The organism is Luteimonas yanweni (assembly GCF_039548475.1).
GTDB lineage: Bacteria > Pseudomonadota > Gammaproteobacteria > Xanthomonadales > Xanthomonadaceae > Luteimonas.
In genome coordinates, this window is sequence record NZ_JBCLVC010000007.1 from 43,964 (window position 1) to 69,329 (window position 25,366).

The following is a 25,366-nucleotide window of genomic DNA, read 5'->3' on the forward strand; positions in this document are numbered from 1 at the left end:
GCCGTGCACGCCGCGGCGCCCATCGCCCCTTCGGACAATGCCGCGGTTCGACTTGACCCGGGCTTCCCGGCATCCTTGCCGCTCCGCTGCCGAGTCCGCCCGATGAACCCGATCCCCGACGCGCCCGCCCGGCGCTGGCCCGCCTGGTGGGTGCTCCTGCCCGCGCTGTTCATCCTGATGCAGGCCTGGGTGTTGCTGCACGCCACGCCCCCGGGAATCCCACCGGACGAGCTGGCGCACATGTCCTACGTGCGCGACGCCGCGGCGAGCGGCCTGCCGGACTACGCGGCGGGCCGCATCAACGACTCGGCGCAGGCCAACTACCTGACGCACCCGCCGCTGTACTACAGCGTGATCGGTGCCGTGGCGGCGGTGGGCGGCTTCGATCCCTTCTCCGCCTACGTGCCGCTGCGCGCGGCCAGCGCCCTGTTCGCCACCTGCGCGTTCGCGCTGTGGCTGCTGCTCGGGCGCGAGCTGGGCCTGCGACCCGGCGTGCAGTGGCTGCTGGCGCTGGCGACCGCCGCCGTGCCGATGTACGGGTTCCTGGCCGGCAGCGTGAACAACGACACCCTGGCGGCCGTTGGGCCGCCGCTGTTCCTGCTGGGCGCGGCCCGCGAATTCGTGTCCGGCCGGCCCGGCCGGAGCGCGCGCATGGCGATGGCCGCCGGGCTGGTGGTCACCGTGCTCACCAAGGCGACCGTCGCGGTGTTCATGGTGATGTTCGTCGCCGCCAGCCTGGCGCCGCTGTGGCGGGACCTGCCCGCGCTGCTGCGCCGGCATGCCGCCAGCGTGGCGTGGCTGGGCTCGGCCAGCCTCCTGTGCGCGGCATGGTATGCCTACGCCTGGATCGCCCATGGCTCGTTCCTGCCGGCTCCCGGCACGCTGTACGCCGCGGCCGTCCCGGGCGACGACCCGATGGTCCCCGCGCGCTTCGCCCAGCGCTACGCCCAGATCATGTTCGACCGCCTGGGCCTGGTGATGTCGCACGCGCCGTTCAAACCGTTCACGCCCGCCGCCGAACACGTGCTGCAGCTGATGTTCGTCCTGCCGGTCCTGGCATGGCTGTACGCGCGCCCGCGCGCGGCCCGGCGCGGCGTGGTGCCCGCCGTCGCGCGCGCCACCGATGCCTTCGGCCTGGCGATCCTCGGCATGGCCCTGGTCCACTGGTACGTGACCTACGCGGGCTACCGCGCCAGCGGACTGCTGGCCGGCCTGCAGCCGCGCTATTTCCTGTTCCTGCTGCCGGGGCTGTGGATGCCGCCGTTCCTGCTCGAGACGCGCCGCCGGCCGCGGCGCCTGTTCGCGGTCGCCTTCACCGCATGCGCCATCGTCGCGTTCTGGTCGTCGGCGCCGCGCCTGCTCGCGGACCAGGACCAGGCCATCGCCCAGGCACGCGCGACCACATCCGCCAGCGCACCGGCCGCGGCGCCGGCCGCGCGGCTGCAGGGCCACGTCGACGAGGCGGACGTCACCGATGGCCGCGCCCGCCTGCGGGGCTGGGCCTTCGACACCCGCTGCATGTGCGCGGTCGACGCGGTGCTGGTCGAGGCCGGCGGCAGGGCGCTTGGCCGCTTCGGCACCGGGATGCCGCGCCCCGACGTCGCCACCGCCCTGGGCAGCGCGGAAGCCGGGACGGCGGGATTCGAGGTGGTGGTGGAGGACGTTCCCGCCGGCACCGGCGCCTGCGACCTCGCGCTGACGGTGGAGGCCGCGGACGGCAGCCGCCTGGCCATGCGCCCGATGGGCTGCAACTGATCGGCTACCATGTCCGCCCCTTGAATCCGGGTCTCCACGCGCGATGAAGCTGATCATCCAAATGCCGTGCCTGAACGAAGCGGGCACCCTGGCCATCGCCATCGGCGCCCTGCCGCGCGAAGTGCCCGGCTTCGACCGCGTGGAATGGCTGCTGATCGACGACGGTTCGGTCGACGGCACCGCCGAACTCGCGACCCGGCTGGGCGTGGACCACGTGGTGCGCCATCCGGTGAACCGCGGCCTGGCAACCGCGTTCATGACCGGGCTGAAGGCCTGCCTGACCCTGGGCGCGGACGTCATCGTCAACACCGACGCCGACAACCAGTACGAGGCCCGCGACATCCCCAAGCTGACCGCGCCGATCCTCGCCGGTACGGCCGACATGGTCATCGGCGGGCGCCCGATCGCGGACACCGAACACTTCTCGTGGATCAAGAAGCAGCTCCAGCACCTGGGCAGCTGGGCGGTGCGGCTGGCCAGCAAGACCGACGTCACCGACGCACCCAGCGGGTTCCGCGCGATCTCGCGCGAGACCGCCATGCGCCTGAACGTCTTCAATCCCTACACCTACACCCTGGAAACCATCATCCAGGCGGGCCAGAGCAACATGCGCGTGGTCTCGGTGCCGATCCGCACCAACGAGGACCTGCGCCCCTCGCGGCTGGTGAAGAGCATCTCCAGCTACGTGCGGCGCTCGCTGGTCACCATCCTCAGGATCTTCGTGATCTACCGGCCGGTGACCTTCTTCATGCTGCCCGGCTTCGGGTTGATGCTGGGCGGCACGCTGCTGGCCTGCCGCTTCCTTTACTACTACGCCACCGGCTCCGGTGGCGGCCACGTGCAGTCGCTGATCTTCAGCGCGGTGATGCTGATCCTGGGTGCGCTGATGGTGATGATCGCGCTGATCGCCGACATGATCACCGTGAACCGCAAGCTGCTCGAACGCATCGACCTGCGGATGCAGCAGCTGGAATACGCCCGGGACGAGGGCATCGGTGCCGCGACGCCGTCCGCGCGCGACACCAGCCACGCGCCCGGCTGACCGGGCGCCGCTCGCTCAGTCCGCCTGGCCGACCGCCAAGCGCACGCCGGTGGGGCACAGCGAGCTGCGGCCGTCGCCATGCGCAACCAGGAGTTCGACGGCGTACTCGCCGGCAGGCACCGCGGACAGCGCGCCGCTGACGCCGAAACCGGCCCGGGCGAGATCCGGCGACGCCAGCGCCGAAGCGACGTCCTCGCGGGCGACGCCGGCTTCGCCGGGGATCGCGTAGGTTCCAGGGCCGGTCAGCACCACGGAGAACGCCGCCGGGACCTTCAGCGCCGCGTCGGCGACCCAGCCTTCCACCACGACGCTGCCACCGGCGACCACCGGAACGGCCTGCTGCCTGGGCTGTCCGTCCACCTTGTCGACCGAGCAGCGCGCGACCGCCGCGGGGTCCATCGCGGGCAGGGTCATCGGGGCGAAGCCCGTGGCCGATGCGGCGACCGGCGTCGCCGGCTCCTGCATGGGGCCGGTGGCCGATCCGCCATCCTGCGGGCCGCAGCCTGCGAGCAGGGCGAGTGCGAGGGGGGCGAGCCAGCGTGCTGCGGAGTGCGTTGTCATGCGGGAATCCTGTCGTGGAATTGCGGGACGCCAAAGGCGCCCGGGCGGGCGATTCTAACCGACCGTCCCGGCATCGGACCGCGACCGCGCGGCTTCGATCGCGGCCAGGCGGGCCGCGACGTCGGCATGCCCGGCGCCATCGACCACGGGTGACAGCGCGCGCCACACGGTCTCGACCGAGAAGTGCCTAGCCAGGAACTCGATGCCGCCGCGCGCCGCGGCCGTCCACGCCGCGTCGTCGACCACCAGGGCATCGACCATGGCGGCGAAGGTCGCCGGGTCGTCGGCCACCCGCAGGCAGTCCGCCGCCTCCAGTCCCTGCGCACCGGCGCTGGTGGTGACGCAGGGCACGCCGTGACGCATGGCTTCCAGCACCTTGCCCTTGACGCCGGCGCCGAAGCGCAGCGGCGCGACCACCAGCCTGGCGCTGCGGTAATAGTTGGCCAGCTCATGCTCGGGGATGTGCCCGGTCACCAGCACGTCCGAGCGGGAGAGTGCGACCACCGTGTCCGGCGGGTCGGCCCCGACCAGGCACAGCCGGTAGTCGGGGTGCTGGCGGTGGATCACGGGCCAGACATAGCGCACGAACCAGAGCGCGCCATCTTCGTTGGGCGCATGCGCGAAACCACCGACGAACAGGATGTTCCGGCGCTCCGACAGCCCTTCGCCGACCCGCTCCGGCAGGCCCTCGTAGGCGAACAGCGGCACCGCCACGGCCTGGCCCGGTGCGTCGTGCTCCCGCATCCACTGGCCCGCATGTCTGCTCTCGGCCTCCGAGGGGTAGGCGACCAGATCGGCGCGGCGCCACAGCGACTCCTCGATCTCGCGCGCATGGTGGGCGAAGCCGGCGAGGTCCGGATCCGGATCCACGCGCATCTGGCTGATGTATCGCAGGTGGTGGATGTCGTGTCCGTAGAACAGCAGCTTTGCCGTGCTGTGCCGGCGCACTGCATCCACGTGGCGCTCGGCCACCAGCGGGCGGCTCAGCACCACGAGGTCGAGATAGGCGCCGTTGGCGGCCATCCACGCGTCGAAGTCGCCGCCGCCATCCGACGCCAGCTCGATGCCGTGCGCGGCGAGGTTGGCCGCGTAGACGCCCGTCGCGTCGTGCTCTTCGGCCCAGAACTTGACGAGCATGCCGTGCAGGCCGAGGACCCGCATCAGCTGCCAGATCGCGCGCGAACCGGCGTCGCGGTCGGTGCGCGGGGGCGTGCGGTCGACCAGCAGCACGACCGGCTTGAGCTGCGCGCGCTCGCGTGCCAGGAACAGGTGCGCGCCGGCGGGCAGCTGTTCCCGGGCGAGCACGTCCTGCCAGCGCGCGGCGAACACCGCGCGGTTGGCCTCCTGCGACGCCTTGCCGGCGGCGTCGATGTCGGTGCCGTGCGAGGCCCCCTCGACGTGGTGGACCACCGACTCCGGCTGGTAATACACCTTGCGACCGCCCACCGCACGGATGCGGAACGCGAGGTCGGTGTCCTCGTAGTACGCCGGCGCGTAGCGCTCGTCGAAACCGCCGAGATGCCGGAACAGGTCGCTGCGCACCAGCATGGAGGCGCCCGACACATAGTCGACCTCGCGCACGAAGGCATGGTCGGGATGCGCCGGGTCGCCGTCGCGGCCGTAGTTGAGCGCGCGCCCGTCGTTCCAGACCACGCCGCCGGCTTCCTGCAGGCGGCCGTCCGGATAGACCAGCCTGGAGCCGGCAAGCCCGCAGTCGTGGAAGCGCGCGAACGTCTGCAGCAGCGCCGCCAGCCAGCGTGCACCGACCACGGTGTCGTTGTTGAGGAAATGCATGTAGTCGCCGCGCGCCAGCGACAGCGCCTGGTTCGCGGAGCGCAGGAACCCGAGGTTCGACGCGTTCTCGACGTAACGCAGGCCGGGCACTCCCCGGAAGCGCGCCATCTCCGCTTCGCCCGACGCGTCCTCGATCAGCAGCACTTCGAAGGCGATATCGCCGGCGTGGCGCCGGATCGCGCGCAGGCAGGCCAGGGTCATCGCGAAGCCGCCGTGGGCGGTCACCACGATGCTGGCCACCGGTGCGTCGTGCGCTTCGAATTCCAGCCCCTGGATCGGCAGGCCGGCACGCGTGGGCTGCGTGCGATCCATGGGGGCCGGCAAGGCCAGCGCCCGCGGCGGATCCTCGCCCTCCCCCGGCCGGCCAAGCACCGTCGCGAGCCAGCGCAGGGGCCGGGTGATCCGCCACGAGCGCGAGGCGCGCACGGCATCGAGCGCGCGCTGCCACGCCTGCAGCAGCCGGGACTGCGCGCCCAGTGCCTCCTCCAGCGCATCGACGCCCTGGCGCAGGCGCACGGCCTCGGCCTCCAGCAGCTCCGCCCAGCGCGCATGCGTCGCTGCGTCCGCCTCGAGGCATTCCAGGCGGAACGCCCGCTCTTCCTGGCGGTTCAACAGCTCGACCACGTGGGCCTGTGCGGAGGCATGCGCGTCGCTGGCCCCTGCCAGCTGCGCGGCAAGCCCGGACAGGCGCGCATCGCGCTCGGCCAAGACCGCATCGGCCGCATCGCGCTGCTGCTCCATGGCGGCCAGCTCGGCATCGGCCTCGGCCAGCGCCGACCGGTGCAGCGCATCCGCGCCGCCTTCGACGATGGCGATGTCGTAGACCTCGTCCACGGGAAGCTCGACCGTGCCGAGCACGGCCAGCGACGCCCGCTCCAGGACCACGATCCGTGCCCGGGCCAGCGCGGGGTCCGGCGCATTGCGGCTGCGGCTCAGGCCCACGTAGATGCGCTCGCGACCGAAGGCCAGGCCGCGCGCATAGCCGTCGAGCGCGACCGTCCGCAGCGGCTCGCCCGGTCCGCGCCAGCAGACGATGCGGCGGGCTTCGGAATCGCACAGCCAGAGCGCGCCTTCGTGAGACGTCAGCGAATGCGGCTGCGACAGCCCGCCCAGCACGACCTCGCCGCTGTCGACGTCGAACACTTCGCCGGCGCCGGCGGTCGCGCCCTTGTAGCCGCGATGCGTGTCGAACCGTCCGAACCGCGACGCAAGCAGGCGGCCGTCGTGGAAGCAGATCGAATTGAGGTGCGCGCTGTCGCGCTCTCCGCGCAGCGCCCAGCGCCGCGTCTCGCGCAGCTCGCCGTCGAGCCGGAGCACGGCATTGCGCTCCGTGGCCACGGCGTAGGCCTGGCCGCCATGCCAGGCGACATCGTGCAGGTCGAGCACGTCCTCGGCCAGCAAAGTAGCGGACAGCCCGCCGTCCACCGCCCGGCGCAGCACGTTGCTGTCGCCCGACTGGCGCGCCCAGAGGAAGCCGCCGGGCACCGCGCAGATGCCGGTGGTGGGCACGCGGGACAGGCGCTCCACGCCCTCGCCTTCCAGCAGCAGCAGGCCGCCCCCGGCGTTGGGGCACGACACCAGCAGCACGTCCCGCAGCAATCCGCTCACCGCATCACTCCAATCGCGCCCGCGCCGGCCGCGGACATCGCGATCTCGGCCTCCAGGTCGGCCAGGCCATCGGCATCCGAAGCGGTGCCGGCACCGGTCACCGTCAGCACGATGGCATCGATGCGGCGGTCCAGCGCCACGTATTCGTCGCTCGACCGGTCGTAGCGCGACACGCCCACCGTCAGGAAATAGTGCCCGCGCAGCAGCGAGCAGCGCATGTCGAACGTGGCAACGGCAACCGTGCCCGCGTCGGCCCGGTAGAGGTTGCCGCTGGCCATCATGGTGTTGCAGCTGTACAGCACCGTGCCGCTGATGGTGCACAGGCGGACGCCGAACACGAGGTTGTCGGTCGCGGACGGCAGGAGGTAGCGCGCGCGCACCGTGAACGGCTCGCGCCCCGCGACCATCGGCCCGTGGCCGTGGCTGCCGGTGACCAGGTAGTCGCAGGTGATCGCTTCGCCGGTGCCGACCCTGGTTTCGTCGCGGTTGTAGCCGGCGCGGCTGGCGAAGCGATCCTGGCCGCCGCCACGCAGGAAGGCGGCCAGTTCGTCGTCGCCACCGCCCGCGGCGCCATCGCCTGTGTCCGGTTCCGCACGCAGCGCGGGCGCGGGGTCACCGTCCACGTCACCGCCGCCGCTGTTGTCGCCGAAAACCAGTCGCAGGTATTCCTTGACCGCCTGGCCGACCTCGCCGTCGTACAGCACCCGGCCGGCGTCGATCACCACGCCGCGGTCGCACAGCCTGAGCAGCGAGTCGATCGCGTGGGTCACGAACAGCAGGGTGCAGCCCTGCTGGCGCAGCTCTTCGATCCGCCGGTGGCATTTGCGCTGGAAGTAGATGTCGCCGACCGAAAGCGCTTCGTCCACGATCAGCACGTCGGGATCGGTATGCACCGCGACCGCGAAGGCGAGGCGCACGAACATGCCGCTGGAATAGGTCTTGACCTGCTGGTCGACGTGGTCGCCGATCTCGGCGAAGCCGATGATCGCGTCCATGCGCTGGTCGATCTGGCGCGCACCAAGGCCGAGCAGGCTGGCATTGAGGCGGATGTTCTCGCGTCCGGTGAACTCGGGATTGAAGCCGGCGCCCAGCTCGAGCAGCGCCGCGATCCGCGCCGACACCTCCAGGCTGCCGGTGGTCGGCTGCAGGATGCCGGCAATGATCTGCAGCAGCGTGGACTTGCCCGAGCCGTTGCGGCCGATGATGCCGATCGCCTCGCCGCGCCGCACCTCCAGGTCGACGTCGCGCAGGGCGTGGAACCCGCCGCCCGTGTCCAGGCCTGGCAGCAGCACCTGGGCCAGGCGCTTGTAGGGCTTGTCGACAGTGGGGAACGACTTCCCGATCCCGCGCAGGCGCAGCACCACCTCAGAGGACATCGGCGAACCCCCTGCTGGTGACGCGGAACCATGCGTAGGCGAGGTAGAGGGCCACCACGCTGCCAAGCGCGTAGCCTGCCAGCCCCGTCCAGTCCGGGTAGCGGCCCCAGAGCGCGACTTCGCGGACCTCGTCGATGAAGAAGGTCAGCGGATTGAGCGAGAACACGAACTGGTACTTCGGCGGCAGGGTGTCGACGGGCACGATCGCCGAGGACAGGAACAGCAGCGCGGTGACCACCACCGGCACCGCCTGGCTGATGTCGCGGATGTACACGCCGAGCGAAGACACCAGCCAGCAGGTCGCCACGGTCAGCAACACCAGCGGCGCGAGCACGGCCGGCAGCAGCCACAGCGTCGGCGAGAACCGCCCGAAGAACAGCCAGTTCAGCACCACGAACACCAGCAGGTTCATCACCATGTGGAACAGCGCCGACAGCACCACCGACCAGGCGAGGACGTCCAGCGGGAACACCACGCGCTTGACGTAGTTCGCGTTGTCCATCATCAACCGCGGCGAACGCGAGAAGCACTCGGCGAAGAAGCCGTGCACGATGATGCCGAGGAACAGCACGATGCCGAACGCGGCCGTGTCGCCCGACGCCTGGTTCCAGCGGCTGCCCAGGATCTCGCCGAAGGCGATGGTGTAGATCGCCAGCAGCATCAGCGGGCCGATCAGCGACCACAGCATGCCGAAGTTGGCGCCGCGGTAGCGGCCGAGGATGTCCCGCCTGACGAGCTCCCTGGTCAGGTCGCGGTAGCGGCCGAACGCGCCGAACGGCGCCAGTGGCCACGGCAGGGGACGCACCGCGCCCATGTCAGCCGCCCGCCTGGCGGAGGCTCGACATGTCGACGCCGCGGCGCAGCGCTGGATCCGGCCGGACGCAGGCCGCCACGCTGCCGCGCAGGGCCTGCTTCAGGGGCAGCCGCGGCGGGATCGCCAGCGGGAAATCGTGGCCCTCCAGCCCCAGGTTGGGGTTGTAGGCGGGATCCCAGCGCAGCGCCTTGCCCCAGCGCGTGACCATCGCATTCACCTCACGGGAGAAGCGCGCCTTCTTCTCGGGGTTGTCCTCGTAGCCGCGCGACGCTGATTCGTGGTGGTACAGCTCGGCCCACGGAGTCCACACGTTGTAGTAGCCGCGCTCGGCGATGCGCAGGCAGAAGTCGACGTCGTTGAACGCAACCTCCAGCGATTCGTCCAGCCCGCCGACCTCGTCGAAGACCTCGCGCCGCACCAGCAGGCAGGCCGCGGTCACCGCGGTCAGGTTCTGCGCGAGCAGGCCCCGGTTCTGCTGCCCCGGGTAGCCGCGCGGCAGCCCGACGTAGGCGTGGCCGGCCACGCCGCCCAGGCCGATGACCACGCCCGCGTGCTGGATGCGGTCGTCGGGGTGATAGAGCACCGCGCCCACGGCGCCGGTGCGCGCGCGCACGGCATGGCCGACCATCTCCTCCAGCCAGTCGGCGTGGATCGCCTCGATGTCGTTGTTGACCAGGCCGACGATGGCGCCGTCGCTCGCGCGCACCGCCGCATTGTTGATGCGCGAGTAGTTGAACGCCGACCCGTCGCGCAGCACGCTGACCAGGCCGTTGCCGTCGATCGCCCGCAGGTATTCGAGCGTCTCCGGATCGCTGGACTGGTTGTCCACGACCAGCAGCTTGTAGTCCGGGTAGCGGGTCAGCCGGGTGATGCTGTCGATGCAGGTGCGCAGCAGGTCCACCCGGTCGCGGGTCGGCACCACCAGGGTGACTCGCGGCGCGGGGGACGGCACCGCGTAGTGCACGCGGTAGCCACCGGTGACGGCTTCCACGCGCGCGCCGTGGTCGCCGGTGTCTTCCAGGTGGTCCTCGATCGCCCTGCGGCCGGCGTCTTCGGTGTAGTCCTTGGCACTGCCCGAAAGCGCGGTGGAGCCTTCGATCGCCCGCCAGTGGTACAGCACGTGCGGTACGTGGCCGATCTCGGCCGGCGACAGGCGCGCCGCGCAGCGCAGCGCGAGGTCGTGGTCCTGGCTGCCTTCGAACCCGCGCCGGAAGCCGCCCACGGCGCGCACCAGCGATGCCTCGTAGACCCCCAGGTGGCACAGGTAGTTCTGGCTGCGCAGCAGCTCGGGGTTCCAGTCGGGCTTGAAGTACGGGTCGAAGCGGGTCCCGTTCGCGTCGAGCTTGTCTTCGTCGGAATAGAGCAGCTTCAGTCCGGGCTGCTCGTTGATCGCCTTCACCACCAGGTACAGCGCGTGCGCGGTGATCTCGTCGTCGTGGTCCAGCAGCGCCACGTAATCGCCACGGGCGGCTTCCAGCGCGGTGTTGGAGGCTTCGGAGATATGGCCGTTGCGCTCGCGGCGGATCACGCGGATGCGCGGATCCAGCGCGGCGTACCCGGCCAGCACCTCGGCCACCCGGGGATCGGGGGAGGCGTCGTCGACCAGGCACAGCTCCCAGTGCGGGTAGACCTGCGCGCGGACGCTCTCGATGCAGCGGCGCAGGTAGTCCTCCGGCGTGTTGTAGACCGGCACCAGCACCGAGACCAGCGGGCGACGGGCCAGGCGCTCGCAGCGCTGCCGGACCATGTTCACGTCGGCATCCGACAGCCGGTCGAAGCGTTCGATCCAGGCGGCGTAATCCAGCGACACCACGCCACCGCGCGCGCGCTCCTCGTGCATCAGGTACAGCCAGTCGCCGAAGCCGCCCACGCCGCCCTGGCGGAAGCTGTCGAAGGCCTCGCGCGCGGCGAACGACCACAGCGACCGGTCGCGGCTGAGTCGCGCCCACAGGCGGGCGCACATGCGTGCCGCCGCGGTGAACGTGCCCATCGGCACCAGCACCGCGCGGTGGATGGTGAAGCTGCACGGCGCCGTCGACGGGTCGAAGCGCAGCGAAACCACGTCGTGGTCCAGGCGGACCACCGCGCGCAGCGGCTTGCCTCCCTGCACCGTGGGCGCGAAGTTGATGCGGCTGCCATCGCCGGCGCCCGCGCCGTAGTCGGGGTAGAAGCAGGGGTTGTCGAAGTAGCCGTCGGCGACTTCGATGTCGAGTTCCAGCAGGTACCAGCCCGCGCGGAAGCGGTCGCCGCCGCGGTGGCGCACCAGGAACTGCGGGTCCACGCCCACCGCGGACCAGGCCTGGGCGGCGCCATCCGCAGGCAGGGCCTCAAGGTGGTGCATCGGCTCCAGCAGGAGCTCGATCGCACCGCGCCCCAGCGTTTGCCTCATGCGAGCGCGTCGTCCAGGTCGCGGCGCAGGTCGTCGAGCGTTTCCACGCCCACGCTGAAGCGCAGCAGGTTGTCGCCCATCCCCAGCGCCGCGCGGCGCTCGGCCGGGACCGAGCCGTGCGTCATCACCGCGGGATGGTTGACCAGGCTCTCCACGCCACCGAGCGACTCGGCCAGGGTGAACAGCTGCAGCCGCTCGCACACCCGCCTGGCGCCGTCGAAGCCACCCTTGATGCGCACCGAGACGATGCCGCCACCGCCGTCCATCTGACGCGCGGCCAGCGCGTGCTGCGGATGCGAGGCCAGCCCCGGGTGGATCACGCCCTCGACCGCCGCGTGTCCCTGCAGGTATTCCGCCAGCGCCAGCGCATTGTCACAATGCGCCCGCATGCGCAGGTGCAGCGTCTTCAGGCCGCGCAGCGCCAGGAAGCTGTCGAACGGACCCTGCACCGCGCCTACCGAGTTCTGCAGGAACGCCAGCTGCTCGGCCAGGTCGTCGTTGTCGCCGACGACGACCATGCCGCCGACCATGTCGGAATGGCCGTTGAGGTACTTGGTGGCCGAATGCAGCACCAGGTCGGCGCCGTGCTCGAGCGGGCGCTGAAGGATCGGCGATGCAAAGGTGTTGTCCACCACCATCAACAGGCCGTGCTTGCGAGCGATCGCGGAGATCGCCTGCAGGTCGACGATCTTCAGCATCGGGTTGGTCGGGGTTTCCACCCAGACCATGCGCGTCTTCGGCGTGATCGCGGCTTCGAAGGCCGCCGGGTCGGTCAGGTCGACGAAGCTGAAGTCCAGGCCCGCGCTGCGCCGGCGCACGCGCTCGAACAAGCGATAGCTGCCGCCATACAGGTCGTCCATGGCGATCACGTGGTCGCCGCTGTCGAGGAGTTCGAGCACGGTCGAGGACGCCGCCAGGCCGGACGCGAAAGCGAAGCCGCGGCTGCCGCCCTCGAGCCCGGCCACGCAGCGCTCATAGGCGAAGCGCGTGGGGTTGTGGGTGCGCGAATACTCGAAGCCCTGGTGGACGCCGGGGCTGGACTGGGCATACGTGGACGTGGCGTAGATCGGAACCATCACCGCGCCGGTGGAGGGATCCGGCGACTGCCCGGCATGGATCGCCCGCGTGCCGTGGCCCCATCGGGCGAGGTCCGCGCCCGCCTGGTCGTGATCGTCCTGCATGCCGGTATTTCCACTGGAAAAGACCGCCAATTGTATCATCCGGCGCTCGCCACCCCCGGCCGGCAACTGAGCCGAAGCTGACTTCCGCCCGCCCTCAGCCAGCCCGCCGCCGCAGCCAGTTGAGGAGGTCGATCCGGGTGATCAGGCCGAGGAAGCGGTCGCCGTCGGTCACGATCGCGACCTTGCCGGCATCGAACACCGGCAGCAGGGCCTCGACCGGCGATTTCACGTCCAGCACTTCCAGCTTGCTGACCATCGCGGTCGACACCGGGTCGCGGAAGCGCGCTTCGTCGCCGTAGACGTGCAGCAGCACGTCGGACTCGTCGAGGATGCCGGCCAGGCGCTCGCCGTCCATCACCGGCAGCTGCGAGATCTCGTACAGCTTCATGCGCTGGTAGGCGGTGACCAGCAGGTCCTTCGGGCCCACCACCACCGTGTCCTTCTGGCTGTAGGGCCGCAGGATCAGGTCGCGCAGGTCGCCGTGCTGCTCGCGCTCGATGAAGCCGTTGTCGAGCATCCAGTAGTCGTTGTACATCTTCGACAGGTACTTGTTGCCGGTGTCGCAGACGAACACCAGCACCTTCTTCGGCTCCGTCTGCTCGCGGCAGTACTTCAGCGCCGCGGCCAGTAGCGTGCCGGTGGACGAGCCGCCGAGGATGCCTTCGGTCGCCAGCAGTTCGCGCCCGGCCAGGAAGCTTTCCCTGTCGCTGATGGCATAGGCCTTCTTCACGCGGCTGAAGTCGGAGATGGTCGGCAGGAAATCCTCGCCGATGCCCTCGACCATCCAGCTGCCGGACTTCTCGCTGAGCGTGCCTTCGTTGATGTATTCCTCGAGGATCGACCCCACCGGGTCGGCCAGGATCATCTCGACGTCCGGCGCGTGCTCGGCGAAGCAGCGCGACAGCCCGCTCATGGTGCCGGAGCTGCCGCAGCCGAAGACCACGGCGTCGACGCCGCCGACTTCGGCCATCTGCCGCAGGATCTCGGGACCGGTGCCGAACTCGTGCGCGGCCGGGTTGTCCGGGTTGCCGAACTGGTTGATGAAATAGGCGCCCGGCGTTTCCCGTGCGATGCGCTCGGCCAGGTCCTGGTAATAGTCCGGATGCCCCTTGGCCACGTCCGAGCGGGTCAGCACGACCTCGGCGCCCATCGCCTTGAGGTTGAAGATCTTCTCGCGGCTCATCTTGTCCGGGACGACCAGCACCAGGCGGTAGCCCTTCTGCTGCGCCACCAGGGCCAGGCCGATGCCGGTGTTGCCGGCCGTGCCCTCGACCAGGGTGTCGCCGGGCCTGATGTCGCCGCGCTTCTCGGCGGCCTCGATCATGCTCATGCCGATGCGGTCCTTGATCGACCCGCCCGGATTCTGGCTCTCGAGCTTGAAGTAGAGCTCGCAGCGGCCCGCGTCGAGGCGCTGCGCCCTGACGATGGGTGTGTCGGCGATAAGCCCGAGGACGGAGTCGTGGATCGGCATGCGTTGGCGGCCTGTCAGTGCAAGACGGGGCGCCGATTATCGCATCGCGTGCAGGCACGCGCGTGCCGGGCGGACCGTGCCGGCCGCGGGGCGCAACGAAAGGGCTCGAGGCGGGTGCACGCAAGGCGGGCAACGGCGACCGACGATGGGATGGGCGCCGCCGCCCGCGACAACAACTTTCGATCTTTACGTGGGGGATGCAGCGATCAGTGGTCGAGCGCCTGGTACATCGTGGACAGGCGATCCTTGGCGGCAAGCTTCTCGCGCTTCATCCGCGACAGCGTGGTGTCGTCCATCGGCAGCACGCCGAGTTCGGCGTCCAGCACCTTCTTGTCCAGCTCCTTGTGGTGGTGGTACAGGCGCCTGAGCTCGGGATTCTTGCTGAACAGCGCGTCGAGTTCCGTCTGGGGTTGCCCTTCGAACATGGAGACCTCCTTCAGCCTGGCCCGCGCATGCGTGCCGCGCGGGCATGCAAAAACGCCCCGGGCCTTGGGGCACGGGGCGTGTCGAGTGGAACGGCGGCAACAGGACACAGACACGGCCCCTCGGGAACCTCCGCGGGGGCTTGCCCGCGGCGACGTTCCCATTGGAGTCGCTGCTGTCCGTCACGATGCCGTCCCTTCAGCGAGGCGGTACCGCAGGGCGGAACCAGCCTCTCGACTCGACCCTACTCCTCCCCGGCAGGGCCGGCAAGGGTGTCGGTCGCGCCCTCGCGGACAGGGTCCGGGAGAGGTTCAGGAAGGTCTCGGGGACGTCCTCCCGGCACCCTGCGCGAGGCCGGTCGCTGCCCTCAGCGCGGGTCTTCGAGGGACTTCAGCAGCTCGGCTTCCTGGCGCTTCAGCTCGGCCTCGCGCTCGCGCGCGGCCCGCAGGCGCGCGGCCTGCGTGCTGGCCACGTCATCCAGCACGCCTTCGGCACGCTGGCGGGCACCGGACTCGATCTCCGCCTCCAGCCGCAGCCGCTCGGCCTCTTCGGCCTGGATCTGGGCCTGGATGCGCAGGCGCTCGGCCTCGGCGCGGGCACGGGCGGCATCCTGGCGGCTGGCCTCGACCAGGAGGTCGCTGCGCTCGCGGTCCAGGCGCTCCACCTCGCGCCGCGACAGCTCGGTCGCGGCGGCGATTTCCGCGATCTCGATGCGCCACTCGGCCACGTGTTGCGCGTCCTTCCGGGCCTGCGCCCCGCGCGCGGCGGCCAGGGCATCGACGGCCTGGCGCGCGCGAAGACGCTCGTAGGCGGCCAGGGACCGGCGTTCCGGGTCGGCGTCGAGCACCAGCAGGCGTGCCGCGAGCGCAGCGTTCGCGTCGTCTTCGGCAGCCGGGCGGGACTGCTGGGCAAGGGCCGCGCCGGGCAGGAGCAGGGCTGCGAGCGTCGCCGCAAGCACAAGGCGGCTCATGGCCGGTCCTCCATGCCCAGGCTCTGGCGTAGCGAAGCGACCTCGGCGCGGCGCTGGGCCAGGGTGGCATCGACCTGCGCCTGGGCGCTGCGCGCGCTGGCGAGGTCGGCCGAGGCCTCCGACAGCCCGGCCAGGGCGCGGGCGTCGCGCTCCTTGCCGGCGGTCATGGCCGCCTGGGCCCGGCTCAGGGCGGTGCGGGCCCGGTCCAGGTCCTGCGGGGCGTACTGCTGGGCGTCGGCCGCATCGGCCCGCGCCACTGCGGCCTGGGCCGCGGAGAGCTCCGCCGTGGGCGGCGGCAGGCTGGCGCAGCCGGCCAGCGCAAGCGCGAGAACGAGACATGCGCCATGCAGGCGCATTTGGAAGTGTGCGAAGCTTGCGTGCATAAGGGGGCCGCCGCGGGGAAAGGGGACGCACGGCCATTGTCAACAGCATCCGTCCGGATCGCAAACATCCGGCATGGCGCGATAGGGGAATCCCACGATGGACATCGGCTACTTCCTGAAGCTGATGACGGAGAAGAACGCCTCCGACATGTTCCTGACCACCGGCGCGCCGGTGTACATCAAGGTCGAGGGCAAGCTCTATCCCCTCGGCAATACCGGCCTGCCGCCGGGCATGGTGAAGAAAATCGCCTATTCGCTGATGGACGAGGGCCAGGTGCCGCAGTTCGAGCGCGACCTGGAGCTGAACATGGCGCTGTCGCTGGCCGATTCCGGCCGCTTCCGCGTGAACGTATTCAAGCAGCGCGGCGAGGTCGGCATGGTGATCCGCGCCATCCGCAGCGTGATCCCGTCGATCGAGGAACTGCAGCTGCCGCAGGTGCTGAAGGACATCATCATGGCCCCGCGCGGGCTGGTGCTGATCGTCGGCTCCACCGGCTCGGGCAAGTCGACCACGCTGGCGTCGATGATCGACCACCGCAACAGCACCACGGCCGGGCACATCCTCACCATCGAGGACCCGATCGAGTACCTGCACCGGCACAAGAAGTCGATCGTGAACCAGCGCGAGGTCGGCCTGGACACCCACGCCTTCCACAACGCGCTGAAGAACGCGATGCGCGAGGCGCCGGACGTGATCCTGATCGGCGAGATCCTGGACGCGACCACGATGGAGGCGGCGATTGCCTTCGCCGAGACCGGGCACCTGTGCCTGGCCACGCTGCACTCCAACAACGCCGACCAGACCATCGAGCGCATCCTCAACTTCTTCCCCGAGGCCGCGCACAAGAACGTGCTGATGAACCTGTCGCTCAACCTCAAGGCGGTGGTCAGCCAGCGCCTGGTGGTGGGCACCGACGGCCGCCGCATGCCGGCGACCGAAGTGCTGATCAACACGCCGATGATCCGCGACCTGCTGCGTCGCGGCCAGGTGCACGAAATCAAGCAGGCGATGGAGGAGTCGCTGGAGGAAGGCATCGAATCCTTCGACCAGTGCCTGTTCCGCCTGCACAAGGACGGCCGGATCGAGCGCGAGACCGCACTGCGCGCCGCCGACTCGCGCGACGGCCTCGACCTCAAGTTCCGTCTGTCCGAAGGCGGTGACGGCGAGCACGACCCCTACGCCGAGATCTTCGACACCGGCGAGCGCTGACTCGCCATCGGCGCGCCGGGGAGAGCCAGCGCCGCGTCGCGGAGCGACATGCCGCGATCGACGCCATAGCGGCTTCACAAGTCGCGTTGATGTGGGAGCGGCCATGGCCGCGATTGCAGTGCCGCGTCAGCCCACCGGCGCGTCGGGCTGCCGCTCCGGGCGCGCGGCGTCGAAGGCCGGCAGCGCCAGGCAGTGCCGCTCGATGCTGGCGATGATCGGATACGCGGCCATGTCGATGCCGAAGCGCCGCGCGTTGTAGACCTGCGGCACCACGCAGCAGTCGGCGATGGTGGGCTGGTTGCCGTCGCAGAATTCGCCGGTGGACGGATTGTCGGCAAGCAGCGCCTCGAGCGCGCGGAAGCCCGAATCGATCCAGTGCTTCACCCAGACCTCGCGCTCGGGCTGGGGCACGCCCCAGTCGCGCTCGAGGTACTGCAGCACGCGCAGGTTGTTGAGCGGATGGATGTCGCTGGCCACCACCTGCGCCAGCGCCCGCACCCGCGCGCGGTCGCGCGCCGTGGCCGGCAGCAGCGGCGGCTCCGGCCACATTTCGTCAAGGTATTCGATGATCGCCAGCGACTGGCGCAGGTTGCGCTGGCCGTGCTGGAGCACGGGCACCAGCTCCTGCGGATTGAGCGCGGCAAAGTCGGCGCCGTGCTGTTCGCCACCCCCGCGCACCAGGTGGACCGACGCGATGTCGTACTTCAGGCCCTTGAGGTTGAGGGCGATGCGCACGCGGTAGGCGGCGCTCGAGCGCCAGTAGGAGTGCAGGCACAGCGCGCCGTTGCCATTCCCGTTGCCAGTCCCGCTTCCACCCGCCGCCAGGTCGCTATCGGCCGCCATGCACCCTCCCCTTGATCATTCCCGCCCTCCCCGGCCGGACCGGCCGGCGCGCTTCGCGCCGCGGCCGTCCCCGGCTCACGGTGCCGGCTGGTGCTCGATGCGCTGCTCGATGGCCCCGAAGATCGACGCGCCGTCCGCGTCGAACATTTCGATGCGGACCTGGTCGCCGAAGGACATGAAAGGCGTCCGCGGCGCGCCGTGCTCCAGCGCCTCGACCGTCCGCTTCTCGGCGAAGCACGACGCCCCCAGCGAAGTATCTTCGTTGGCGATCGTCCCTGAACCAACGATGGTTCCGGCCGAAAGCGGCCGCGTCCGCGCGGCATGGGCCACCAGCTGGGCGAAATCGAACTGCATGTCCACGCCGGCCTCGGGCGCGCCGAACCACTCGCCGTTGACGTGGGTCACCAGCGGCCGGTGCAGTTTGTTGCCGCGCCAAGCATCGCCCAGCTCGTCCGGCGTCACGAACACCGGCGACAGCGCCGAGCGCGGCTTGGACTGCAGGAAGCCGAAGCCCTTGGCGAGCTCGCCTGGAATCAGGCCGCGCAGGCTGACGTCGTTGACCAGGCCGATGAGCTGGATGTGGCCGGCGGCCTGCTCCGGCGTGACCGCCATCGGCACGTCGTCGGTGATGACCACGATCTCGGCCTCGAGGTCGATGCCATGCTCTTCGCTGGTCACGCGCACCGGATCGCGCGGGCCGAGGAAGCCGGCGCTGGTCGCCTGGTACATCAGCGGATCGGTGTAGAAGGACTCGGGCACCTCGGCCCCGCGCGCACGGCGCACGCGCGCCACGTGCGGCAGGTAGGCGCTGCCGTCCAGGAATTCGTAGGCGCGCGGCAGCGGTGCCGCCAGATGCGCCGGCTCGAGGTCGAAGGATCCGTCGGCGCTGTCGGCGTCGAGCGCATCGGACAGCGCGACCAGACGCGGGGCGGTGCTCGACCAGTCCTCGAGCGCCTGTTGCAGCGTGCCCGCGATCCCGGTGGCGCGCACCGCGCGCGACAGATCCCGCGAAACCACCACCAGGGTGCCGTCGCGCCCGCCTTCCTTCAAAGAACCCAGCTTCATCACCGCTCCGCAAAAGTCGCAATCCCGGGATTGTAGCGGGGCGGCGGCTGCGGTGCGGGGAGAGCATTTCTTGGCTACGGATTTACGCCGATCACGCGGATCAGGACAAGGCCAGCCTGCAACACCACGCCCTGTCCCTCGATCTTCTTCATAAGCGCCTGCGCCCGCAAAGGTGCCTCGGCAAGATCCGCGCAATCCGCGCAAATCCGTGGCAAAAAAGCTCTTGCCCTATCCGCGTTTACCCGCGCAATCCGTGGCTGCAAGCGCTCTCGCCCTATCCGTGCACATCCGCCTCGATCCGCGCGAATCCGCGGCAAAGACGCCCATCAGTCCTCCCCCTGGAACGCACCCGAGCGATACGTCAGCACCAGGGTGTCGCGGTGACCATGACCGTCGGGATCAAGAGGCTGGATCGGGGTGGACTCGTGGATGACGCGGGTGTCGTCCATCAGCAGCAGCGACCAGGGGGCTTCCAGGGTGAAGCGGTGGCCGTCGGGGCCGGCCGCGTCGAACACGCGGGTCTCGCCGCCCTTGATGGACTCGCGCCCGACCACGAACACGGCGACGAAATCGACGCCGTCGCGATGCGCGCCTTCCGGCGTGGGGCGACCGATGCCGTCGCTGGTGTCGATGCGGAACTGATGGGCTTCGACGTGCCATGGGCCGGCATCGCGAACGCCGCTGCACAGGCCGCCGAGTGCGGCCAGCAGGCGCGACCACGCCGGCTGCGACACCAGCGCCTGCGACAGCGGCTGGTACATCCGCTCCATGCCGCCGTGCAGCGCGTTGTAGTCGAGCGACTGCCAGTGCGCGCGATGCGGCGCCATCCGCACGTGGCCACCTTCGACAACGAAGCAGGAGTGCCGGCGACTGCGGTAGCGACCGCCGTCGCGCAGGTATTCATCGGCGGGCAGCGCGTCCCAGCCCACGTCCAGGGCGGCAAGCGCGTCGGCCGGCAGCCCGGTGACCGCCGCCACCGCGTCCGGCGACAGCACCGCGTAGCCATCGTCGCGCAGGGCCTGTGATTCCGTGCCCGATGGCGTGTAAGGCGGCGGGAAGATGACGCCCATGGCGGAGCCCTCGACGACGGTTCGCGGACGACCGGTCTGGCGCCACCGTCAGGCGCCGGGCCCGGAAAGCATGAAGCCCGCGCGAGGCGGGCTTCAGGGCTTGTTGCGATGTGGCAGCCCCGGAAGGATTCGAACCTCCGAATGCCTGAGTCAGAGTCAGGTGCCTTACCGCTTGGCGACGGGGCTATGCGGAAATTGTAGCGCAGGATCGCGCGAAGCGATCCTGAATACAGCGATCAGCGCTTCGAGAACTGCGTGGCGCGGCGTGCCTTGTGCAGGCCGACCTTCTTGCGCTCGACCTCGCGGGCGTCGCGGGTCATGAAGCCGGCCTTGCGCAGCTCGGTCTTCAGGGTCTCGTCGTACTCCACCAGCGCGCGGGCGATGCCCAGGCGGATGGCGCCGGCCTGGCCGGTGGTGCCGCCGCCGGAGGTGGTCACGAAGATGTCGAAGCTCTCGGTGTTCTTGGTCAGCTCGAGCGGCTGGCGCACGATCATGCGCGCGGTCTCGCGGCCGAAGAACTCGTCGAGCGGACGCGCGTTGACGGTGATGGTGCCGGTACCGCGGCGCAGGAACACGCGGGCGGTGGAGGACTTGCGACGGCCGGTGCCGTAATTCTGGGTGATTGCCATGACTTAGATATCCAGGACTTGCGGCTGCTGGGCGGCGTGGGGATGCTCGGAACCCTTGTAGACCTTGAGCTTGCGGTACATCGCGCGGCCCAGGGTGTTCTTCGGGAGCATGCCCTTGACCGAGTGCTCGATGACGCGCTCGGGGTGGCGCTCAAGCGCCTGCCCCAGGGTCTCGGACTTCAGGTTGCCGATGTACCCGGTGAAGCGGTAGTACATCTTGTCGGCGAGCTTGTTGCCGGTGACGTGGATCTTCTCGGCGTTGATCACGACGATGTAATCGCCGGTGTCGACGTGAGGGGTGTAGACGGGCTTGTGCTTGCCACGCAGGCGACGCGCGATCTCGGTGCTCAGGCGGCCGAGGGTCTTGCCGGTGGCGTCGACCACGAACCAGTCGCGCTGGACGGTCTCGTTCTTGGCGGTAAAGGTCTTCATCAGGAAACTCTCAGGGGTGACTGGTCGGGCTGGTTGCGCGGGCCATCGCCCTGCGGAACGTCGCCTCGCGTTTTCACGTTCGGGGAACGCAAGAGGCGGAATTGTACCGGTCCGGGCCAGGTACCGCAACTTGCCGGAGCCGGCGCACAATGAAGCCATGATCACTCGCACCCTCTCCCCGATCGACCGCCTGCTGGCGGATGCCCAGAACGCGCTGGAAACCGTGGCCGGGCGGCCACGGGCCGAGCGCCCGAACCCCGGCACTGGCGAGCCGGAGGTCGAGCTCGACGACGCCGAGCGCCGCCACGCGGCGGGCCTGATGCGCATCAACCACGTCGGCGAGGTCTGCGCGCAGGCACTGTACGTCGGCCAGGCGACGGTGGCGCGCGACCCGGCCACCCGCGCCCACCTGCTGGAAGCAGCACAGGAGGAAACCGACCACCTTGCGTGGTGCGACGACCGCCTGCGCGAACTCGACAGCCGCCCGAGCATCTTCAACCCGCTCTGGTATGGCGGCAGCTACGCCATCGGCCTGCTGGCGGGCCTGCGCGGCGATGGCTGGAACCTCGGCTTCGTGGTCGAGACCGAACGCCAGGTCGAAGCCCATCTGGCGGAGCACCTGCAGACCCTGCCGGCGGCCGACCTGCGCAGCCGCGCCATCCTCGAGACCATGAAGGCCGACGAGGCGCGCCACGCCGACAACGCCGAGGCCGCCGGCGCCCGGGTGCTGCCGCAGCCGATCCCGACGCTGATGGCGGCGGCATCGAAGCTCATGAAAACCGTCGCCTACCGCCTCTAGGCTGAAACCAGCTTCAGGCCGATCACGCCGGCAACGATCAACCCGATGCACGCCAGCCGCGCCGGCGAAGCGCTCTCGCCCAGCGCCAGGATGCCGATGGTCGCGACGCCCACCGCACCGATCCCGGTCCAGGTCGCATACGCGGTGCCCACCGGGATCACCTTCAGCGCCTGGGTCAGCAGCCACAGGCTGATCGCCGCGGTCACGACCGTCCACACGCTGGGCCACAGGCGCGTGAACCCGTCGGTGTACTTGAGTCCGATCGCGAAGCCGATCTCGAACAGGCCGGCGAGCAGCAGGTAGATCCATGCCATGGGGGCGTTTCCTCGGTGGGTGCAATGAAAAACGGCCCGGAGCCTTCGCTCCGGACCGCCGTCGGTCTTCGTGCGCGGAACCAGGCCCCGCGGGCGGGTCGTCCCGCACTCGTGGATCGTCGCTGCATCCTGCCAGCGCCGTGTCGAACGCCGCCAGACCGCCGGCGCCCGATGCCAGCCAGGTTCACACCACCAGGTTGCGCCCGTGGAACAGCTCTTCGATCTCGCGCTTGAGCAGCATCTCGATCTTCATCCGCTCCTTGAACGACAGGTTGCGCGCCTTCTCCTCGAACAGGTACTGGTCGAGGTCGAAGTCCTTCAGGTGCATCTTGGTGTGGAAGATGTTTTCCTGGTAGACGTTGACGTCGAACATCTCGTAGCGGGCCTTGATGTTCTTGGCCAGGAAGTCCTGGATCGAATTGATCTTGTGGTCGATGAAATGCTTCTTGCCCTTGATGTCGCGGGTGAAACCGCGCACCCGGTAGTCGGCGATCACGATGTCCGACTCGAAGCTTTCGATCAGGTAGTTCAGCGCCTTCAGCGGCGAGATCACGCCGCAGGTGGCGACGTCGATATCGGCGCGGAAGGTCGCGATGCCCGCCTGCGGGTGCGTTTCCGGATAGGTGTGGACGGTGATGTGGCTCTTGTCCAGGTGCGCGACCACCGCGTCGGAGATCACGCCCTTGGCGTCGGCCTTGTCGATCACCGGCTCTTCCGAGATCAGGATCGTCACCGAGGCGCCCTGCGGATCGTAGTCCTGGCGCGCGATGTTGAGGATGTTGGCACCGATGATCTCGGCGACGTCGCTCAGGATCTGCGTCAGCCGGTCGGCGTTGTATTCCTCGTCGATGTATTCGATGTAGCGCTGGCGCTCGTCCTTGGAGACGGCGTAGCACACGTCGTAAATGTTGAAGCTCAGGGCCTTGGTGAGGTTGTTGAATCCCTGCAGTTTCAAGCGAGGCAGCGGTTTGACCACGTCGTGCGGACCCCGGTTCGGGCGGAAAGTCCGCGAGTATGCGGCAAAGGGGCCGCGGCTGCGACCGGGCCGCGGCCCGAGGCGCTCCCAGGGGGATCAACGGTTTGCCGGATGCGGCCTGACGGCCTACTCTTGCTTCATCCCCCGTTTAACTTCTTCATGACTATCAGCCCTGTGGCCATTATCAGCATCGTCAAGCGCCCCCTGCATCCACTCATGCCATCGCCGGCGACGATCGAGCGCTTCCTCGCGCACTGCCATCGTCGCCGTTATCCGCCCCGCACCGAGGTCTTCCGACCGGGCGACCAGGCCGGGACCATGTATTACGTGGTCAGCGGCTCGGTCAGCATCATTACCGAGGAGGACGACGGCCGCGAACTGATCCTGGGCTACTTCGGCCCCGGCGAGTTCGTTGGCGAGATGGGCCTCTTCATCGAATCCGACGTCCGCGAGGTGATCCTGCGCACGCGGGTGCAGACCGAGCTGGCCGAGATCAGCTACGAGCGTCTGTACCAGCTGTTCGACGGCTCGCTGTCGGGCGACGCCACGCAGATCATGTACTCGATCGGCGCCCAGCTCTCCCGGCGCCTGCTCGACACCAGCCGCAAGGCCGGTCGCCTGGCCTTCCTCGACGTCACCGACCGCATCACCCGCACCCTGCACGACCTGACCCGGGAGCCGGAGGCCATGAGCCATCCCGACGGCACCCAGCTTCGGGTCTCGCGCCAGGAGCTGGCGCGCCTGGTCGGCTGCTCGCGCGAGATGGCCGGACGCGTGCTCAAGAAGCTGCAGATCGACGGCAAGCTGCACGCGCGGGGCAAGACCATCGTGCTGTTCGGCACCCGCTGAGCCGGATGGTCGCGTTCGAGCCCCGCGGGGTGCTTCCGGACGCCGACCTGCGCTGCGCGTCGTCGATCGACGCCGACGATGTCGCCGCCCTGCTCTGCGAACTCGGCTATCCCTGCGACACCGCGGATGCCGCCCGCCGGATCGCCGTGATCAGCGGCGACGACCGCCAGGCCCTGGTGGTAGCGCGCTGCGGAGGGATGGTCACCGGTCTGGTCGCCCTGGACTTCATGTACTACCTGCCGCTGGACACCACCACCTGCCGGATCACGGCGCTGGTGGTCTCGCCCGATGTCCAGGGCCGCGGCCTGGGCCGCCAGCTGCTGCGCGAAGCCGAACGCCGCGCGCGTGCCGCCGGCGCCGCGCGGGTCGAACTGGCCAGCGGCTCGCAGCGCACCGATGCCCACGCCTTCTACAGGGCCTGCGGCTTCAGCGACGGCACCCTGCGCTTCATCAAGCGCCTCGGCGACGCCTGAGTTCCCGCACGGCCACGACGCCGGCCGGCGACGCCGACCAGGACCGGGCGATTCGTGGGAGCGGCTATAGCCGCGATCGCAGCGCCGCCGTACCCTGCGTCTCTTCCACGGACGGGCGCCGTACGACGCCGGAACGACCTGCACATGGCAGACCTGCTCGACAGCCACTTCCTCCTGTTCGTGGCCATCGGCCTGTGCGCCCAGCTCATCGACGGCGCGCTGGGCATGGCTTACGGCCTGGTCTCGTCCTCGATCCTGCTCGCCATGGGCATGCCGCCGGCGGCGGTGAGCGCCAGCGTGCACACCGCCGAGGTGTTCACCACCGGCGTTTCGGGGGCCGCCCACGGCATCCTCGGCAACGTGGATCGCCGGCTGATGCTGCGCCTTGCGGCGCCCGGCGTGGTCGGCGGCATCATCGGCGCCAGCCTGCTCAGCCGGATCGACGGCGAGGCGATCAGGCCATGGATCCACGGCTACCTGTTCGTGCTCGCGCTGCTGATCATGCTGCGCGCCGCGGGGCGCCGGCTGCCGCGGGGCGAGGTGAAGCGCGTGGGCGTGCTCGGTTTCGTATCAGGACTGCTCGACGCCATCGGCGGCGGCGGGTGGGGGCCGATGGCCACGTCCACCCTGCTCGCCCGGGGCGGTGAAGCGCGCACCAGCATCGGCACGGTCAGCGCGGCCGAGTTCGTGGTCACCCTGGCGATCTCGATCACGTTCCTGCTCTCGATCGGACTGCAGCACTGGCAGGTGATCCTGGGCCTGCTCGTGGGCGGCGTGATCGCGGCACCGATGGCGGCGCTGCTGGTGCGCCACGTGCGCGAGCGCCTGGTGTTGTTCGCGGTGGGCGGCCTGGTGCTGGCGATCTCCAGCGTCCAGATCTGGCGCGCGCTGGCGAGCTAGACCGGCACACACCTGCCGGAGCGGGTGCCACCGCGATTG

24 protein-coding genes and 1 tRNA gene are annotated in these 25,366 nt (G+C 69.8%); 7 read left to right on the forward strand and 18 right to left on the reverse strand.

The features are described 5' to 3' along the window. Positions 1 to 102 precede the first annotated feature (102 nt). Both WCE39_RS03175 and WCE39_RS03180 read left to right on the forward strand, forming a co-directional pair. Entirely contained in the window at positions 103 to 1,755 is a 1,653-nt protein-coding gene (locus WCE39_RS03175) for a DUF2142 domain-containing protein (RefSeq protein WP_343275269.1), read from the forward strand. Positions 1,756 to 1,798: 43 nt separating this feature from the next. After that, complete coding sequence (locus WCE39_RS03180) at positions 1,799 to 2,797, forward strand: glycosyltransferase family 2 protein (protein WP_343275270.1); 999 nt, start codon at positions 1,799 to 1,801, stop codon at positions 2,795 to 2,797. A gap of 15 nt (positions 2,798 to 2,812) precedes the next feature. Here WCE39_RS03180 and WCE39_RS03185 read toward each other — a convergent pair whose 3' ends face one another. The 10 genes from WCE39_RS03185 to WCE39_RS03230 form a co-directional block, all read right to left on the reverse strand. Beyond that, the gene (locus WCE39_RS03185; protein WP_343275271.1) at positions 2,813 to 3,358 is read right to left on the reverse strand and encodes a hypothetical protein; all 546 of its coding nucleotides are present in this window, start codon (positions 3,356 to 3,358) and stop codon (positions 2,813 to 2,815) included. Positions 3,359 to 3,412: 54 nt separating this feature from the next. Further along, positions 3,413 to 6,760, reverse strand: coding sequence for a glycosyltransferase (locus tag WCE39_RS03190; RefSeq protein ID WP_343275272.1), 3,348 nt, complete (start codon positions 6,758 to 6,760; stop codon positions 3,413 to 3,415). Further along, on the reverse strand, positions 6,757 to 8,136 hold the full coding sequence (locus tag WCE39_RS03195; RefSeq protein ID WP_343275273.1) for an ABC transporter ATP-binding protein: 1,380 nt from the start codon (positions 8,134 to 8,136) through the stop codon (positions 6,757 to 6,759). Before WCE39_RS03195 ends, WCE39_RS03190 begins: the two co-directional genes overlap by 4 nt. Continuing rightward, complete coding sequence (locus tag WCE39_RS03200; RefSeq protein WP_343275274.1) at positions 8,126 to 8,950, reverse strand: ABC transporter permease; 825 nt, start codon at positions 8,948 to 8,950, stop codon at positions 8,126 to 8,128. The genes WCE39_RS03195 and WCE39_RS03200 overlap by 11 nt, the downstream gene beginning before the upstream one ends. A gap of 1 nt (position 8,951) precedes the next feature. Further along, a complete protein-coding gene (locus tag WCE39_RS03205; RefSeq protein ID WP_343275275.1) occupies positions 8,952 to 11,339 on the reverse strand; it encodes a glycosyltransferase family 2 protein in 2,388 nt (795 codons plus the stop codon). Continuing rightward, on the reverse strand, positions 11,336 to 12,520 hold the full coding sequence (locus WCE39_RS03210; protein WP_343275276.1) for a trans-sulfuration enzyme family protein: 1,185 nt from the start codon (positions 12,518 to 12,520) through the stop codon (positions 11,336 to 11,338). The genes WCE39_RS03205 and WCE39_RS03210 overlap by 4 nt, the downstream gene beginning before the upstream one ends. Before the next feature lie 94 nt (positions 12,521 to 12,614). Further along, complete coding sequence (locus tag WCE39_RS03215; RefSeq protein ID WP_343275277.1) at positions 12,615 to 13,991, reverse strand: pyridoxal-phosphate dependent enzyme; 1,377 nt, start codon at positions 13,989 to 13,991, stop codon at positions 12,615 to 12,617. Positions 13,992 to 14,197: 206 nt separating this feature from the next. Continuing rightward, on the reverse strand, positions 14,198 to 14,416 hold the full coding sequence (locus tag WCE39_RS03220; protein ID WP_343275278.1) for a YdcH family protein: 219 nt from the start codon (positions 14,414 to 14,416) through the stop codon (positions 14,198 to 14,200). A 365-nt stretch (positions 14,417 to 14,781) separates the two neighbouring features. Then, complete coding sequence (locus tag WCE39_RS03225) at positions 14,782 to 15,384, reverse strand: hypothetical protein (protein WP_343275279.1); 603 nt, start codon at positions 15,382 to 15,384, stop codon at positions 14,782 to 14,784. Then, positions 15,381 to 15,740 (reverse strand): DUF4398 domain-containing protein, encoded by a 360-nt coding sequence (locus WCE39_RS03230; protein WP_343275280.1) that lies wholly within the window; start codon positions 15,738 to 15,740, stop codon positions 15,381 to 15,383. Before WCE39_RS03230 ends, WCE39_RS03225 begins: the two co-directional genes overlap by 4 nt. Positions 15,741 to 15,864: 124 nt before the next feature. On the opposite strand from WCE39_RS03230, the gene WCE39_RS03235 reads away from it, so the two are divergent. Next, a complete protein-coding gene (locus WCE39_RS03235) occupies positions 15,865 to 16,977 on the forward strand; it encodes a PilT/PilU family type 4a pilus ATPase (RefSeq protein WP_343275281.1) in 1,113 nt (370 codons plus the stop codon). A 126-nt stretch (positions 16,978 to 17,103) separates the two neighbouring features. Here WCE39_RS03235 and maiA read toward each other — a convergent pair whose 3' ends face one another. The 6 genes from maiA to rplM form a co-directional block, all read right to left on the reverse strand. Beyond that, entirely contained in the window at positions 17,104 to 17,820 is a 717-nt protein-coding gene (maiA, locus tag WCE39_RS03240; protein WP_343275282.1) for a maleylacetoacetate isomerase, read from the reverse strand. A gap of 75 nt (positions 17,821 to 17,895) precedes the next feature. Further along, positions 17,896 to 18,885 (reverse strand): fumarylacetoacetate hydrolase family protein, encoded by a 990-nt coding sequence (locus tag WCE39_RS03245; RefSeq protein ID WP_343275283.1) that lies wholly within the window; start codon positions 18,883 to 18,885, stop codon positions 17,896 to 17,898. Between the two features lie 326 nt (positions 18,886 to 19,211). Then, on the reverse strand, positions 19,212 to 19,955 hold the full coding sequence (locus WCE39_RS03250) for a 2OG-Fe dioxygenase family protein (RefSeq protein WP_343275284.1): 744 nt from the start codon (positions 19,953 to 19,955) through the stop codon (positions 19,212 to 19,214). Positions 19,956 to 20,066: 111 nt separating this feature from the next. After that, positions 20,067 to 20,141, reverse strand: a tRNA-Gln gene (locus tag WCE39_RS03255). A gap of 50 nt (positions 20,142 to 20,191) precedes the next feature. Next, positions 20,192 to 20,584, reverse strand: coding sequence for a 30S ribosomal protein S9 (gene rpsI, locus WCE39_RS03260; RefSeq protein WP_343275285.1), 393 nt, complete (start codon positions 20,582 to 20,584; stop codon positions 20,192 to 20,194). A gap of 3 nt (positions 20,585 to 20,587) precedes the next feature. Next, the gene (rplM, locus tag WCE39_RS03265; protein WP_343275286.1) at positions 20,588 to 21,016 is read right to left on the reverse strand and encodes a 50S ribosomal protein L13; all 429 of its coding nucleotides are present in this window, start codon (positions 21,014 to 21,016) and stop codon (positions 20,588 to 20,590) included. A 157-nt stretch (positions 21,017 to 21,173) separates the two neighbouring features. Between rplM and coq7 the strand changes: the two genes are divergently transcribed. Further along, a complete protein-coding gene (coq7, locus tag WCE39_RS03270) occupies positions 21,174 to 21,815 on the forward strand; it encodes a 2-polyprenyl-3-methyl-6-methoxy-1,4-benzoquinone monooxygenase (protein WP_343275287.1) in 642 nt (213 codons plus the stop codon). Here the strand turns inward: coq7 and sugE are convergent. Both sugE and speD read right to left on the reverse strand, forming a co-directional pair. Next, the gene (gene sugE, locus WCE39_RS03275; RefSeq protein ID WP_343255052.1) at positions 21,812 to 22,129 is read right to left on the reverse strand and encodes a quaternary ammonium compound efflux SMR transporter SugE; all 318 of its coding nucleotides are present in this window, start codon (positions 22,127 to 22,129) and stop codon (positions 21,812 to 21,814) included. The two genes, coq7 and sugE, sit on opposite strands and share 4 nt — an antisense overlap. A gap of 184 nt (positions 22,130 to 22,313) precedes the next feature. Next, the gene (speD, locus tag WCE39_RS03280; protein ID WP_343275288.1) at positions 22,314 to 23,105 is read right to left on the reverse strand and encodes an adenosylmethionine decarboxylase; all 792 of its coding nucleotides are present in this window, start codon (positions 23,103 to 23,105) and stop codon (positions 22,314 to 22,316) included. Between the two features lie 216 nt (positions 23,106 to 23,321). On the opposite strand from speD, the gene crp reads away from it, so the two are divergent. The 3 genes from crp (at position 23,322) to WCE39_RS03295 (ending at position 25,327) form a co-directional block, all read left to right on the forward strand. Continuing rightward, positions 23,322 to 23,954, forward strand: coding sequence for a cAMP-activated global transcriptional regulator CRP (gene crp, locus WCE39_RS03285; protein ID WP_343255054.1), 633 nt, complete (start codon positions 23,322 to 23,324; stop codon positions 23,952 to 23,954). Between the two features lie 5 nt (positions 23,955 to 23,959). After that, positions 23,960 to 24,427 carry a GNAT family N-acetyltransferase gene (locus WCE39_RS03290; protein ID WP_343275289.1) on the forward strand — a complete coding sequence of 156 codons (468 nt, stop codon included), beginning with the start codon at positions 23,960 to 23,962 and terminating at the stop codon, positions 24,425 to 24,427. A 144-nt stretch (positions 24,428 to 24,571) separates the two neighbouring features. Beyond that, complete coding sequence (locus WCE39_RS03295; RefSeq protein ID WP_343275290.1) at positions 24,572 to 25,327, forward strand: sulfite exporter TauE/SafE family protein; 756 nt, start codon at positions 24,572 to 24,574, stop codon at positions 25,325 to 25,327. Positions 25,328 to 25,366: the final 39 nt, after the last annotated feature.

Excerpts from the sequence above, each read along its gene's own strand:
- WCE39_RS03175 (WP_343275269.1), top strand. The coding sequence starts at position 103 with ATGAACCCGATCCCCGACGCGCCCGCCCGGCGCTGGCCCGCCTGGTGG.
- WCE39_RS03180 (WP_343275270.1), top strand. The coding sequence starts at position 1,799 with ATGAAGCTGATCATCCAAATGCCGTGCCTGAACGAAGCGGGCACCCTG.
- WCE39_RS03185 (WP_343275271.1), bottom strand. The coding sequence starts at position 3,358 with ATGACAACGCACTCCGCAGCACGCTGGCTCGCCCCCCTCGCACTCGCC.
- WCE39_RS03195 (WP_343275273.1), bottom strand. The coding sequence starts at position 8,136 with ATGTCCTCTGAGGTGGTGCTGCGCCTGCGCGGGATCGGGAAGTCGTTC.
- WCE39_RS03200 (WP_343275274.1), bottom strand. The coding sequence starts at position 8,950 with ATGGGCGCGGTGCGTCCCCTGCCGTGGCCACTGGCGCCGTTCGGCGCG.
- WCE39_RS03205 (WP_343275275.1), bottom strand. The coding sequence starts at position 11,339 with ATGAGGCAAACGCTGGGGCGCGGTGCGATCGAGCTCCTGCTGGAGCCG.
- WCE39_RS03210 (WP_343275276.1), bottom strand. The coding sequence starts at position 12,520 with ATGCAGGACGATCACGACCAGGCGGGCGCGGACCTCGCCCGATGGGGC.
- WCE39_RS03215 (WP_343275277.1), bottom strand. The coding sequence starts at position 13,991 with ATGCCGATCCACGACTCCGTCCTCGGGCTTATCGCCGACACACCCATC.
- WCE39_RS03220 (WP_343275278.1), bottom strand. The coding sequence starts at position 14,416 with ATGTTCGAAGGGCAACCCCAGACGGAACTCGACGCGCTGTTCAGCAAG.
- WCE39_RS03225 (WP_343275279.1), bottom strand. The coding sequence starts at position 15,384 with ATGAGCCGCCTTGTGCTTGCGGCGACGCTCGCAGCCCTGCTCCTGCCC.
- WCE39_RS03230 (WP_343275280.1), bottom strand. The coding sequence starts at position 15,740 with ATGCGCCTGCATGGCGCATGTCTCGTTCTCGCGCTTGCGCTGGCCGGC.
- WCE39_RS03235 (WP_343275281.1), top strand. The coding sequence starts at position 15,865 with ATGGACATCGGCTACTTCCTGAAGCTGATGACGGAGAAGAACGCCTCC.
- maiA (WP_343275282.1), bottom strand. The coding sequence starts at position 17,820 with ATGGCGGCCGATAGCGACCTGGCGGCGGGTGGAAGCGGGACTGGCAAC.
- WCE39_RS03245 (WP_343275283.1), bottom strand. The coding sequence starts at position 18,885 with ATGAAGCTGGGTTCTTTGAAGGAAGGCGGGCGCGACGGCACCCTGGTG.
- WCE39_RS03250 (WP_343275284.1), bottom strand. The coding sequence starts at position 19,955 with ATGGGCGTCATCTTCCCGCCGCCTTACACGCCATCGGGCACGGAATCA.
- rpsI (WP_343275285.1), bottom strand. The coding sequence starts at position 20,584 with ATGGCAATCACCCAGAATTACGGCACCGGCCGTCGCAAGTCCTCCACC.
- rplM (WP_343275286.1), bottom strand. The coding sequence starts at position 21,016 with ATGAAGACCTTTACCGCCAAGAACGAGACCGTCCAGCGCGACTGGTTC.
- coq7 (WP_343275287.1), top strand. The coding sequence starts at position 21,174 with ATGATCACTCGCACCCTCTCCCCGATCGACCGCCTGCTGGCGGATGCC.
- sugE (WP_343255052.1), bottom strand. The coding sequence starts at position 22,129 with ATGGCATGGATCTACCTGCTGCTCGCCGGCCTGTTCGAGATCGGCTTC.
- crp (WP_343255054.1), top strand. The coding sequence starts at position 23,322 with ATGCCATCGCCGGCGACGATCGAGCGCTTCCTCGCGCACTGCCATCGT.
- WCE39_RS03290 (WP_343275289.1), top strand. The coding sequence starts at position 23,960 with ATGGTCGCGTTCGAGCCCCGCGGGGTGCTTCCGGACGCCGACCTGCGC.
- WCE39_RS03295 (WP_343275290.1), top strand. The coding sequence starts at position 24,572 with ATGGCAGACCTGCTCGACAGCCACTTCCTCCTGTTCGTGGCCATCGGC.